Raw genomic sequence first — 13,222 nt, 5'->3', positions numbered from 1 at the left:
GCGCAGATCAGACCAGCGAGTTGCTTTCAGCGATCTGTGCGATGCCGCGCTTGCCCGATCCGTCCCGTCCTAGTTGCACAATCACGTCGATCACGCTTGCCGCATACGCAATCGTATCGGTTCGGGTGAGCCCGATTCCCGTCTGCATGACCATCAACGAAAGCTGTTCCAGTGCGCCGCGTAAGCTGTTGGCATGGATGGTCGAAAAGCTACCCGGATGGCCGGTATTGATCGCACGCAGGAAGCTGACGCTCTCCGCGCCGCGCAATTCGCCCAGCACGATCCGGTCTGGGCGCAGGCGAAGCGCCGCCTGAAGCAGTTCGTTCGCGGTCACTTTGGCCTCGCCCAGTTCGCCCTTCACCGCCACCAGCCCGACGCCGTTCTTGCCGGGAAGTTTGAGTTCCGGCGTGTCCTCGACCAGCACCACGCGCTCTTGCTTTGGAATTTCGCCAAGCATCGCATTGAGAAAGGTCGTCTTACCGGTGCTGGTGCCGCCCGAGACCAGGATGGTACGGCGCTGACGAATGGCCTCCCGAAGAAAAGCAACCGGCTCTGCCTGTGCATCGGGCATGGAACCTCGTTGCTGGGGCACAAGCGGGCCTGTGTCGTAGGCATCGAGCGGCAGATCCAGCCGACGGTGGCGACGGATCGCCATCGCCCAGTGCTTGCGCGCGGCAGGTGGACCACAAAACTGCACACGTGCGCCGCCGGGCAGGGTCGCACCCAGAAGCGGGTGTTCGCGATTGATACCCTGGTGGCTTACGCGCGCCACCTGTTCGGCGAGGCGCTGGACCAGCCGATCGTCGATATCGGGCCGCGCAATGCGTTGCATCCCTCCGGCGGCGGCATCCTCAACCCAGACCTCGCCCGGCTTGTTGACAAGGATTTCCGTCACCGTGTCGCGATGAAGCCATTCGCTGAACGGTGCGAGATAGGCGTCGAGATAGACACTTCGCTCGCCATGCAAATCGACGGGCGGCGCGTCTTCTTCCGGATGGTCTTCCGGATGAAACGGATGAATGTCGGCGCTCACAGGACTGTGTGGCTCAGCTGACCGAGGAAAAGTCCAGATCGCGCGCAGTGAAGATGCGGATCGGCTCGCCCTGCCGCACGCGTACCGTGGGGCCGCGCTGCCCATCCTGCTGCGCGGCGGTCGCCGCCGCCGAGGAACTCGCACCGCCGATCAATACGCCTGCCGCGCCTCCGGTTGCGAGCGAGCCGATACCGCCGACAACCGACAGCAGCATGGCCGAGCCAAAGCGCTTGAAGAAGCCGGCGCCCGACACCTTGCCTGCCAATCCCGTCGTTCCATCGAAACCGACGGCTGGCGATGCAAGGTTGACCGATGCCCCGTCGGGACGGATCAGCCGCGTCCAGATCACGTAGGCACGCTTCTGTCCGTTCTGGAGTCCGGACTGGTACTGGCCGATCAGACGGCTGGAGCGCGGAACAAGTATTTTGGTACCATCGAAGCTCCGAACGTCCTGACTCACCACAGCACGCACATAACCCGGTACGTTGGTATCGATGGCGGTCTCCAGGATTGCCGGTATGAGTGTGCCTTGGGTGACCGTGGTGGTCGGATTGACCATCGCCTTGGCCTGAGCCGGCGCACCGCCGACACCGCCAATGCGGCTGGCGAAATCGTTCGCGGAATTACCTGTCGCAGCCGAAGCGGCTGCCTCGGCGACGGCCCCAGGTTCTGCAATGGCAAGCGTAGCGGGCGAGTTACCCGCGTCGAAGACCACTGTCGGGTTGGCGTAAGGGTTTGTCGCGAGCCCCGGCTGCGGCTGCGCGGCAAGGACCGGCTGCGGCGCGGGATCCGGCTGTGCGGCGGGTGCGACTGCGGGCTGCGCTGGCGTTGCCGGGATGATGGCTTCGGGCGGAACCGCGGGTACAACCTCGACCGGGGCCTGTTGACCGCCGATGCCCTCGGGCGGCGCGACGCGTGCCGAATTCATGCTCCACAGCGTCACGAGCCCAAGACCGGCAACGATGGCGATACCCGCCACCATGCCCATGGCATCGGACTTGCCCGCGGGGCGCGCCACGGCCGGAAAAGCATTCCGCTGCGCCAGATCGATGATCTCGGCGTCGGTATCGTCCCGGGGATCGACATCGTTGGCGATCCCGTTGTTGCCCGACTTCTTTTCGGGCAGTCGCATTGCAAGACGCATCGTTTACCTCCCTTTCGAGGCGAGAGCGGGGTTTCCGGTCGCATTGGCAGCGGGCCGTTCGGGCCCGGTATTGATAAGTTGAGCACTATCCTTGCCCGAGCGCAAAACGATCGTGCGCGGAACGCCGTCGACAACAATCGTACCGCCGCGGACGGTGAAATTGACTGGGCCTTCGACGCCCTCGCTATTGGTCACGAGGATCGCCGGAACATCCTTGCCATCAGGCCAGGTCAAGAATGTCGCTGTGCCATCGTCATAAGTATTCTCGGGCAGCAGTTCCGGATCGCCAGAAGCATTCCAGGCGAAATTGAGATCTGCCGGATCGACCACCGCATAGGGATCGTTCGCAGCCTGCTGCTCCACGGCATTGGGAGCAGCCGCCAGTTGCACTTCTTTTTCTTCCTCCGGTTCGTCCGGATAAGCGAAGCGCATCAGATAAAGCGGCTTGGCGGTGGGGCTGGCAACCAGATCGAACAAATAGGTCCGCTTGCTCGTCACAACCGTGAGATTGGTCGACGCGCGCGCCTCGAGCGGCTTTACGAACAGAATGTTGGCGCGCTTGTTCGGGGTAACTTGCCAGGTGGCGCTATCGCCGATGGCAACGTTCTCGATTACCTCGTCGTCGGCAAACATGATGCTGGCCTGAACCGATACCCGACCTTCGATGCGAGTCACTTTGGCCTCGTCATACATCACTTCGACGAGGCGTGAATCCTGTGCCACCGCTGGCGTGGCCAGAAGGGCGAGAGCGAGCGCGGGAATTATCGCGCGGGTCATGCGTGTTTCTCCATGGAACGGTCGAGAGCTTTGGGCGCCGCAGACTTGAACCGGCTGCCGATGCCGGAACCCCGCACCCTGGCTTTGCTAGCGATCGATTGCTGACCCGAAGCTGAAGACGTCGCGTAGACCTTGGTCACTCGCGCGCCGCCGCTTCCTCCGGGCTCACCGCCGTCATTAGCCGCATAGGCGGTCGGTACGGCAGAGACGTCGATCTTGCGTGCCTGCGAACTTACCTGATTGGCGGCCTGTGCCTGCGCGAGAGCGGCAGCCGGGGCCACCTGTTGCGGCGCGGGTGCCTGCGAAGACTTCTCTTCTTTGTCAGGCACCAGACCGAAGACGGTCCAGCCTGCGACCATCGCACCTGCTACCTTGAGCACCAGTATCATCAGCGCGACATGCACCGCGCCAATCATGAAAAAGGCCATGGCAGCCTGTGGATCGACCTGTCCGGGTATCGCGGTCAGCGCGCCAAGTATCGGCACGGCAAGTTCGAGCATCACGCTGCCACCGAGTACCGCGAACAACGGCGCCAGAGCGCACATGGTCAGACCTTTGATCCAGCCCGTGAAAAGACCGCGCGTGCCGTTGAACAGTGCCATGACCACGAATAGCGGCCCGAGCGCGACAAGAACACCGAGCGCGATCTTGGTCGTCACGAGCAGGCCGACCGTGCCGAGCATGAACAGCATGGCGCCAAGCCACATCATGCCTTCGGGGGAGAAAGCGGAGAACTCTTCATTTCCCCCGCTCGCCTCTTGAATGGCCATAAAGACAACATCGATCTTTTGCGCGAAAGTAGTGGTGGCCGAACCTTCCGAGCCGGTCAGTATGCCGGCAAGATAGTCGGGCGTGAGCACCGCAAGATTCCACACGACGCTCTGATATGCGATCCAACTGGTCGCGAAGGTAAGCACCAGGCCAAGCGTCATCATCCGAGGCACGAGGCTGCGCACACCGATGTTGGTGCGACCCGTCAGCAGCGCAAACGCGAACAGCGCGATAAACAGGGTCAGGACGAGCGTCAGCACCATGCTGAGCTGTCCACCCGATGCAAACAGACGATTGAATGCAGCCGCACTTGCTTCGCCCGCAACGCAGTCTACGCCCCTCAACGCAGCGGCGACCCCGTTACCGACCTGCTCGGCAGCCTGCTGGCAATTGACGCTCATTCCGCGGCAAGGCCGAGGGCTTCGACCCCGACCTCCCCTTCGTCGTTCGCACCGCCCGGCCACTTTGTGCCGGTCAGCGCGGGGAACCATTCGCTGGGCGCATCGCCCAGCGCTTCACGCAGCAGATCGAGACGGCGGACCGAGCTTTCACGGCCCGACAGCAGAGTCAGCACTTCGGGCGCACCCGACAAGTCGAGCCGCACCACGACACTGGCGTCGGGCTGGCGCACCAGGAAGCAACGGCTATGCGCCGGCAGCGTGCGGATCAATGCGAGTTCGTGCTCGGTCAGCCCGAAACCGTCGCAATAGTCCTCGGGACGGGCACGCGAGTTGGGCATGAACACCATGGTCGCTGTCTGCTCGACCAATGCGGTAGAAATACGGCTCTCCAGCGCATCTCGGGCCGATTGCGTAGCAAATCCGACCAGCGCGTTGCGCTTACGCAAGGTCTTGAGCCAGTCACGGATACGCGCGGCGAAAACTTCGTCGTCCAGTGCCTTCCAGCCCTCGTCGATGAGGATCATCGTGGGCTTGCCGTCCAGACGTTCCTCGATCCGGTGGAAGAGATACATCATGGTCGGCGTACGCAGCTTGGGATTCTCGAGCAGCGCGGTCATGTCGAAGCCGAGCACGCGGCTCGTCAGGTCGAGCTTGTCCTCGGCATTGTCGAACAGCCACGCGTTCTCGCCCTCGCCGATCCATGCACCGAGCCGGTCTGCAAGGTCGCCGGGCTGCGGGCGGCGGCTGCCCGAAAGCAATTCCTTGAAATGACGCAGGCGGCGCAGACTTGCATCGTTGGCATAGGCCGCATCGACAGCTCCCGCGATCGTCTGCTCTTCTTCCGGCCCCTCGGCCTTGAGGAGGACGCCGAGCCAGTCGCGCAGAAAGGCCTTGTTGCCCGGCGTATCGGGCAGCGCGAGCGGGTTGAAGCCGGTGGGCTCGCCCGCACGGATGCTGTCGTAGCGACCGCCGATCCCACGCACGAACAGTTCGGCACCGCGATCCTTGTCGAACAGGATCGTGCGGGGCGCGAACTTCTGCGCTTGAGCAGCAAGGAAGTTCATCACCACGGTCTTTCCCGAACCCGAAGGTCCGATGACCGAGAAATTGCCGAGGTCGCCGTGATGGAAATTGAAGAAGAACGGGGTCGCGCTGGTGGTCTCCAGCAGCGTCACGGCCTCGCCCCAGTGATTGCCCTGCGCCTGGCCGAGCGCGAAGCCGTGGAGCGAGCCGAAGCTCGCCATGTTCGCGCTGGAAATCAGCGCGCGGCGGACGAGATAGCCTTCATTGCCGGGGAACTGGCCCCAGAAAGCGGGTTCAAGATTGGTATCCTCGCGCACAGCGATCGCGCCTGTATCGGCCAGAGCTGCAGCGCAGGCGGCCATCGCGTCGTCGAGCCGGCCAAGGTCGCGCTCCTTCACCATGACGGTCAGATGATGATCGCCGAAACCGACCGCGCCGTTGCCCAGCGCATCGCGCGCAGCCATCATGTCGGCGCGTTCGGCAGCCGCTTCCTCGTCGGCCGATTTCAGGCGGCGGATGGCGAGATCCATGCGCTCGCGCGCTGTCTGGCGCTCGGTCGGGGCATAGCTTTCGCTCACCACCATTTCGAACGGCAGGCGCAGCAGGCTGTCGAGCAGGCCCGGGCTCGTGGCTTCCGGATAATCCTTGAGGCCGAGAATGGCGCCGAAATCGGGCGATCCCGAACCGCGCATCTCGATAGCATCGAGGCCGAAACTGACCCGGCGATAAGGCAGCATGTGGCCCAGATCGACATCGTCGGAGGGCTTGCGAACCGGACGCATCTCGCCATTGTAAAGCGCGCTCAGCAGTTCGAGCATTTCCGAGTTCGCATGCCCCTGCGGCCCGACATAATCCGCAAGTGGGGTCGCCCCATAGGCCTGAAGCGCGGCGACGAGGCCTTGCGAGGCGGCGCGCAGCGATCGCAGATCCTTGGGGTCGGCCTCGAGCCGCTCGGGCCCCTTGCGACGAAAGGTCTTGACCACCCGTTCGACAAGGCCGGCTTTGCCGCGCGCGGGGCGGCGTATCAGGGTGATGAACTGGTCGTTCACGAAGAGCTGGCCCGAACCCAATCGCTCGCGCCACCGTTCGTCGATGTGGCGGCTGATCGGATCGGGGAATTCGGCATCGAGTTCGACCGAGACGCGCCGACGGATCACGTGATGATACAGCACGAAACGCGCATCGAGTGTCGAGCGAAGCACGACTTCCCGAGTGGCCGCGTGGGCGTTCAGAGCCTCGCTGTCCTCTGTCTCGAACAACAGGCCGGGGACCTGGATCGCGGTCATGACCGAACCGTCACGCAGCAGCAGCGTGCTCTCGTCGATCAGGCGCAGATAGGGCAGGCGGTCGCCCGCGCGCGCTTCCTTCGCGCTCCAGGCCGCTGCCCCCTTCCACTTGGTCGTCATGCGATACCTTTCCGCTCAGGCTGCATAGGAATTGCAGCCCCAGCGCTTGTAGTTCTTCACCCGTGGGCATTTGGACACCTTGGTGATCCACAGGTCGAAAATGCGTGGTTCGCGCAGGCAGGCGAAATAGCCGATGCCGTGCATTACAGCAAAGACCAGCAACGCCAGCCAGCTACCGGTGATGAGGAATGCTTCGGTCGTCACCATCCCGTTGATGATGAAATAATTATATGTCACCCCCGCGAACATCTGCGGACGCGTGAGCGCGCGGTGGACGGGATGGCGAACCAAGACCGTCATATCAGGCAGCCACGCCCTGGATACCGGCGACGATCGATGCCGCACCGAAGAGGATGAATACGCCGATGATGACGGTCGCGCCGAAACGCCAGTTTAGCCGACCGGTCAGCATCATGAAGCCGACTGCGGCCACTGCCATCACCGCAACTGCGGTGGCGACGTTGCCCAGCAATGTGCCCTGCAGCCAGCCGAGCGCGGCGACGATCGGGCCGGATCCAGCCGGGTCGGCGGCCTGGGCGAAAGCGGCGCTCGGCGTCAGGAATGCGGCAATTGCTGCCAAAACGATAAACTTGCGACTCAAGTAACTACTCCCGTGAGTGATCGGAAAGACGGCCCATGATGGCCGCCACATAATGCTGGGTTTCGCGGATGCGCGGAATGCCGCCGGCCCGGATGACCCGACCGGGTCCGGCATTGTATGCGGCGAGCGCCTTTTCGATATCGCCGTCGAACCGGTCCAACTGCTCGCGCAGATAGCGCGCGCCGCCCTCCAGATTGGCAAACGGGTCGTTCGGATCGACTCCCAGCTCTCGCGCCGTGCCCGGCATCAACTGGGCAAGACCGCGCGCACCCACCGGGGAAACCGCGTTCGCCCGCCAGCGGCTCTCCTGCCAGACCAGCGCTTCGATCAGGGTCGGACTGAGATCGAAGCGCGCGGAAAGTTCCGCGACCTTGGCCTTGTACCCTTCTGGAACCAGGCGGGCGTGCTCACCCGGATCGGCAACGGCAATGTCGGGAACGAAGATGTCGGTCGGAACTTCGGCAGGCGGTTCTGCGGAGAGCAGTTCGGTGGACACAGCACCAGGCGCGGGGCTTCCGCCGGTCACCCAGCGCGCTCCGTCCGTATCAATCTCCATGACATCCGCCTTCGCAGGGAAAGCGGCTAGCGCCGCGCAGGACAATCCCGCGACCAGCGCCAAGCGTGCGAGAATCATTGCACCCTCCGTCGGGCCCCATTGGCCATACTACATGACAGGAGAGTGACACAAAGCTGAATATGGCGGCAAATTGCCGAACCGTGCAAAAGCAAAGCCCGCCTCCCCGAGGAAGGCGGGCCTGGTGGCTGGTCGTCGCGCGGAAGACCTAGCGGAGCGAAAGCGCGTAGTAACGGGCGAACTCGCCCTTATCGAGCATGGCCAGCGCCTTGCGCGCAAGGCGCCGGGAATCGACCCAATCGCCGTCTGCCGTTTCCAGCTCGACGCTGTCGCGTGCCTGAGCAACAGTTCCGAACTGCACTCGGGCTGCTTCGTAGTTGCCCGTGCGCGCGAGGGCGATGCCATGATTGATCAGCCGTGCCGGGTCGTCCTCGGCCAGTTCCTCGCAATTCTCGATCGCTTTGCGGGCAGCGTCGTTCTCGTTGGCGACGAGCTCCTCGTAACCAATGTCGAATTCAGCCTGCGGCCCTGCAACCGCATCGATCGGCCCGTTGGCAAGAAGGACCAAAGCCATGCTGGTGATGATTGCCATGACAACTCTCCCTATGTCTGTCTTGGCGCACACAATGAGCCGGTTTCACGCAAACTGCAACAAAACTGTAATATTGTCATATTTCTGCAATTTTGAACGCACGGATCGATTTTTTTTGGAAACCCACTCGTTTCGTCGCACTCATCGGCAGTATTGCAACATAACGGTCATGAAAGGACAAAAACTGTCACAGAGCGTCCCTAGCTGGCGAGTCGCGATCAACGAATTCGCAACTCGTTTCATTCCGGTTTTTGAGGGGACCGTTACCCGTGACCAATTTTCATCGTTCGCTCGTCCTCGGCTGCTCGGCTCTGGCTCTCGCCAGCTGCGGTGCCGACGAAATCGTCTCGCCGGGCACCGGCGGTGACATCATAATCAACCCGCCTGCCACCCCGGCTCCGACGTCGACGCCGACGCCGACGCCGACGCCGACTTCGGGCACGGTAACCCCGGCAGCAGAATGCCCGACCATCGCAGACACCGCTGGCCTGACTGATGACGGTACTCTCTCCGGTCCGACCGGCGAGTATCGGGTTTGCATTCTGCCCGCAGTCTTCGGAACGAGTTCGACTCTGCCTTTCGTCGAGGGTCTCGTTTACCGCATGAACGGGCGCGTGGATGTCGGGACCGATGGCGGTCCGGCTGCCACGGCGGACGATACCAATGTCGAACTGACGATCGAACCGGGTGCAATAATCATTGCTTCCGGCTCAAGCTTCCTGAACGTCAATCGTGGTAATACAATCCAGGCCAACGGCACTGATACTCGACCGATCATTTTCACGGCAACGCGTAATGTTACAGGCGTCAATCTGACTGAGAACACTTCCGGCGAATGGGGCGGTGTGGTTCTCTCCGGCCGTGCGCCGATCACCGATTGCAGCACCCCCGGCGCAGCGCCCGGCACGGTCGCTTGTGAGCGTCAGGTCGAAGGTGCGGCTCAGCCCGCAATTTACGGCGGGGCTACTCCCGACGACAACTCTGGCAGCGTCACTTTTGTCCAGATCCGTTACTCGGGCTCTGTCCTTTCGGGCGACAACGAACTCCAGTCACTGACGACTGGCGGAGTTGGTTCGGGAACGACGATCAACAATATCATGAGCTACAACAGCTCGGATGATGGCGTTGAGTTCTTCGGTGGCCAGTTCAACATTTCCAACCTGATTGTCGTTGGCGCAGAAGACGACAGCATCGACACCGACACCGGCGTCAAGGTCAACATGCAGAACGTGATCGCCATCCAGCGCCCCGGCGTTGGCGACAGCATTATTGAAGCTGACTCGGACAACACATTCAACGAACAAGCCCCGCGCCAGAACACGAAGATCTCGAATGCCACTTTCATCGCCAACAGCGGCGTGGGCGACCAGGCCATTCGCATCCGCGGCTTCGCCGACTTTACGATCGTCAACTCGGTTCTGGTCGACCAGTCGGCTGGCACTCCGTGTTTGCGCGTAGACAGCCCCGAAACGCTGAGCCGAGCCGCCGACGCCGCTATCGACGAAGCCGGTCCGGTGGTGTTCAACTCGTTCGTGCTCGACTGTGCGACGGATTTCCGCGACGGTGCCAGCACGACCGCGGCGGATGTCGAAACGCAGTTCAATGTCGGTTCGGACAATAATGCTGCTTTTACCAATACGCTGACCATGACTTTCGTCAACGGTACGAACGAGAACGGCGTAGTCGTGTTCGATCCGACTGCGCTGGACCCGTTCTTCACGCTTCCGACGAACATCGGCGCAGCCTATCCGGGTAACGACACGTGGGTGCAGGGCTGGACATGTAACTCGGCTACGGTGGCCTTCGACGCCAACGTTAGCGACTGCACAAGTCTGCCGATCTACTGATCCGCACGTAGGCCGCGGGGCGCGCGAATTTCGTGCGTCCCGCGGCCTTCATCGCTTTTCGCACAGGGGCCGTCGCAGGGCTCCAGCACAGTTTTAAGGGCCTGAACATGAGGGGGTCTCGAACCATGTCGACCGGCAAGCAGCTTACCGCGCTGCTCCTGCTCACCACCGCACTCACCATTCCTGGCGTTGCATTCGCTCAGGACACGGGCGTAGGCACTGGAGCTGAGGGCGTTCCCGCCGAAGAAGATCCCGCGACCGACTCTGCAGCGGCGCAACAGGTCGAGGGCGTCGACGATACGCCGCAGGAGGAAGAGTTCGAGGAGCCGGAAATCTCCGTGCCAGGCGGCGCAATCGTCGTCACCGGCCGCCGACGCCAGGATGTTACCCGCGCATCCTCGCAAGTTGTCTCGGTCTTGGATAGCGCCAGTATCGCCCGTACCGGTGAAGGCGATATCGCCGGCGCGTTGAATCGCGTCACCGGTCTATCCACCGCTGGCAATGGCCTGGTCTATGTTCGTGGCCTGGGCGATCGTTACTCGCTCGCTCTTCTGAACGGCCTTCCGCTGCCCTCGCCGCAGCCGCTGAGCCGCGTCGTGCCGCTCGACATTTTTCCGACCAGCGTCATCGCGTCCAGCCTTGTTCAGAAGACCTATTCGGCCAACTATCCCGGTGAATTCGGCGGCGGCGTAATCAACCTGACTACCCGCGCAGTTCCCGACGAAAGCTTCGTCAAGATCAGCGGCGGGATCAGTGGCGATACCGAAACGACGTTCGGCACTGGCTATACATATTACGGTTCGAGCTACGACTGGTTCGGTTTCGACGATGGCCGCCGCACGATCCGGCCGCAATTGCAGAACTACTTTGACAGTGGCTTGACCATTGATGATCCAGATGTCGATCAGCGTTCTATCCTGCTGGAACTCGGCGATCCCAACCTGGTCCTGCTCCAGAGCACCGACAATCTGCCGGTCAACTGGTCGGCCGGAATCACCGCGGGCACTAGCTTCGATGTCTTCTCGGACGGCCGCTTCGGCATTATCGCAACCGCTTCGCTCAGCAACAAGTGGCGCAATCGCTTCATCACGTCACAGTCTGCGATCAACGCCGATCTAGACCTGCGCGAAGATTCCAGGGAATTTGTGACCGACAACCGGGTGCTGGCAAATGCCATGCTGGGCTTCGGTCTCGAAGTAGGCGAGCACAGGTTCCGGATCGTCAATCTGTTCATCCGCGACAGCCTCAAGCGCGCCTCTCTAGCCCAGACTAACGACCTTCAGGACGACGATGACGACCTGACCCAGAGCACGGCGTGGTTCGAGCGTCAGTTGTTCGACACGCAGTTCACGGGCGAGTTGGAGTTCGGTGACCTGTCGGTAGACCTGCGCGCCGGTTATGCTCAGACGCAGCGCGAGGCGCCCTACGAGTGGGATTTCACCTATTCCAGGGTCCTTGGCGCAACCGAAGGTTTGGACAGTATCTATCTGAACCTCCAAGATGGTGGTCAGCGTGGACAGACTACCGTGGCTTTTTCGGATCTGACCGAAGACCTCTATTATGGCGGCATCGACCTCAGCTACCAGTTGAACGACTGGATCGGCCTGACGATCGGTGGTGCCTATAATGACACCGATCGGCTCTCATCGCGCCGCGAACTGGATATTCGCGCATCGACCGGCTTTCCGACGGTATTCGGAGCCCTGCGGCCCGATAACCTGCTCGGAGATGCATTGATCGAACTGGGTTACGACCCAGCCGCTCAAGCTGCGGGAGGCATAGGACCGTTCAGCTACACCATTTTCGACACCACCGGCTCGGATCCCGCATTTGAGGCAGGTCTCGAAATTTGGGCTGGCTACGCGCAGACGAGAATCGAACCCATCCTAGGCGTTTCGCTCGACTTGGGTGTGCGCTATGAGGATGCGGTCCAGAAGGTTATTCCGTTGGGCCTGGACGGTTTGCCCAGTGGCTCGGCGAATTCGACTCTGCTTGAGAACGACTACTGGCTACCGGCTGCTACGCTCACTTGGGAGATCGCAGACAGCCTCCAGTTCCGGGTGAACGCATCGAAGACGATCGCTCGTCCGCAGTTCCGTGAACTCATCTTCCAGACCTATTACGATCCGGAAAACAACCGCCAGTTCAACGGGAACCCGCGCCTGATCGACAGCGAGCTCACGAACTACGAAGCCCGGCTCGAATACTACTGGGGTTCCGGAAGTCGTGCGAGCATTGCCGGTTTCTACAAGGATATCGAGAATCCCATCGAGATCTACTCGAGCTTCACCGACAATGAAGAGACTTTCCGTTTTGCCAACGCGCCTTCCGCCAAACTCTACGGGGCCGAAGCCGAAGTGCAGTGGAACAAGGATCTGTACGATCTTGGCGAATGGTGGGACAGCAAGCGCTTCGTGGCGATTGCCAACTATACTTACACGCAATCCGAACTTCAGGTTCCGGACGATGACAGTGTTGTTGTCGATCCCTTCCCGTTCTCCCCTCAACCGGCAAGGAACTTCTTCCGCGATGGCGCTCCGCTGACGGGCCAGTCGGATCACCTGGTCAACCTGCAGCTTGGTCTGGAGGATCTCGACCGGGTCAGTCAGGTTACCTTTCTGATAAACTACGCCAGCGAACGCGTTGTCAGCCGCGGTGCTGCACTGACGCTTCCTGACATCGTCGAAGATCCGGGCCTGACTCTCGACTTCGTTGTTCGGCAGGGAATTACCCTGGGCGGCGCGGACATGGAAGTGAAGTTCGAAGCGCGCAATCTCACCGGTCGCGACAATATCGAGTTCCAGGACAACGGTACGACCCGCATCGAGACCAACAGCTACGATGTTGGTCGCAGTTTCGCGGTATCGCTCTCCGCCGAGTTCTAAGGCGAACAACCTTCTCCCCTCGACAGGGCCGTCTTCGGACGGCCCTTTTTTTGCTCCGGAAGTGGGGAGGCCCAACTGTAATTCAGCGGGCCTGGTCTGAGCCCCTAGATTTCCTCCAGCGATAAGTAGAGTCCGGCGTTCGACAAGGAGACGGACGAATGAAGCGTA

General features: G+C 61.6%; 11 protein-coding genes. 2 read left to right on the top strand and 9 right to left on the bottom strand.

The genetic code is table 11. From position 1 onward, the window contains the following. Positions 1-7 precede the first annotated feature (7 nt). The 9 genes from virB11 to K3174_RS16100 all read right to left on the bottom strand — a co-directional run bounded on the left by virB11 (position 8) and on the right by K3174_RS16100 (position 8,322). The gene (gene virB11, locus K3174_RS16140; protein WP_221560471.1) at positions 8-1,033 is read right to left on the bottom strand and encodes a P-type DNA transfer ATPase VirB11; all 1,026 of its coding nucleotides are present in this window, start codon (positions 1,031-1,033) and stop codon (positions 8-10) included. A gap of 13 nt (positions 1,034-1,046) precedes the next feature. Then, complete coding sequence (locus K3174_RS16135; RefSeq protein WP_247712249.1) at positions 1,047-2,177, bottom strand: TrbI/VirB10 family protein; 1,131 nt, start codon at positions 2,175-2,177, stop codon at positions 1,047-1,049. 3 nt (positions 2,178-2,180) lie between these two features. Next, positions 2,181-2,954: a TrbG/VirB9 family P-type conjugative transfer protein gene (locus K3174_RS16130; RefSeq protein WP_221560470.1), complete on the bottom strand. Its 774-nt coding sequence runs from the start codon at positions 2,952-2,954 to the stop codon at positions 2,181-2,183. After that, complete coding sequence (locus K3174_RS16125) at positions 2,951-4,126, bottom strand: TrbL/VirB6 family protein (RefSeq protein WP_221560469.1); 1,176 nt, start codon at positions 4,124-4,126, stop codon at positions 2,951-2,953. The genes K3174_RS16130 and K3174_RS16125 overlap by 4 nt, the downstream gene beginning before the upstream one ends. Then, positions 4,123-6,555, bottom strand: coding sequence for a VirB4 family type IV secretion/conjugal transfer ATPase (locus K3174_RS16120; RefSeq protein WP_221560468.1), 2,433 nt, complete (start codon positions 6,553-6,555; stop codon positions 4,123-4,125). Before K3174_RS16120 ends, K3174_RS16125 begins: the two co-directional genes overlap by 4 nt. 15 nt (positions 6,556-6,570) lie before the next feature. Continuing rightward, entirely contained in the window at positions 6,571-6,855 is a 285-nt protein-coding gene (locus K3174_RS16115) for a VirB3 family type IV secretion system protein (protein WP_221560467.1), read from the bottom strand. A 1-nt stretch (position 6,856) separates the two neighbouring features. Then, positions 6,857-7,156 (bottom strand): TrbC/VirB2 family protein, encoded by a 300-nt coding sequence (locus K3174_RS16110; RefSeq protein ID WP_221560466.1) that lies wholly within the window; start codon positions 7,154-7,156, stop codon positions 6,857-6,859. 4 nt (positions 7,157-7,160) lie between these two features. Next, entirely contained in the window at positions 7,161-7,790 is a 630-nt protein-coding gene (locus tag K3174_RS16105; RefSeq protein WP_247712248.1) for a lytic transglycosylase domain-containing protein, read from the bottom strand. Between the two features lie 148 nt (positions 7,791-7,938). After that, the gene (locus K3174_RS16100) at positions 7,939-8,322 is read right to left on the bottom strand and encodes a hypothetical protein (RefSeq protein WP_221560465.1); all 384 of its coding nucleotides are present in this window, start codon (positions 8,320-8,322) and stop codon (positions 7,939-7,941) included. Between the two features lie 269 nt (positions 8,323-8,591). Between K3174_RS16100 and K3174_RS16095 the strand changes: the two genes are divergently transcribed. Beyond that, positions 8,592-10,169, top strand: coding sequence for a hypothetical protein (locus K3174_RS16095; RefSeq protein ID WP_221560464.1), 1,578 nt, complete (start codon positions 8,592-8,594; stop codon positions 10,167-10,169). A gap of 125 nt (positions 10,170-10,294) precedes the next feature. Further along, positions 10,295-13,054: a TonB-dependent receptor domain-containing protein gene (locus K3174_RS16090; RefSeq protein ID WP_221560463.1), complete on the top strand. Its 2,760-nt coding sequence runs from the start codon at positions 10,295-10,297 to the stop codon at positions 13,052-13,054. The last annotated feature ends 168 nt before the right edge of the window (positions 13,055-13,222 follow it).

The sequence above is a fragment of the Qipengyuania qiaonensis genome (genome assembly GCF_019711515.1).
Lineage (GTDB): Bacteria > Pseudomonadota > Alphaproteobacteria > Sphingomonadales > Sphingomonadaceae > Qipengyuania > Qipengyuania qiaonensis.
The sequence above is the reverse complement of the archived record's forward strand: the minus strand, read 5'-3'. Positions and strand labels throughout refer to the sequence as shown.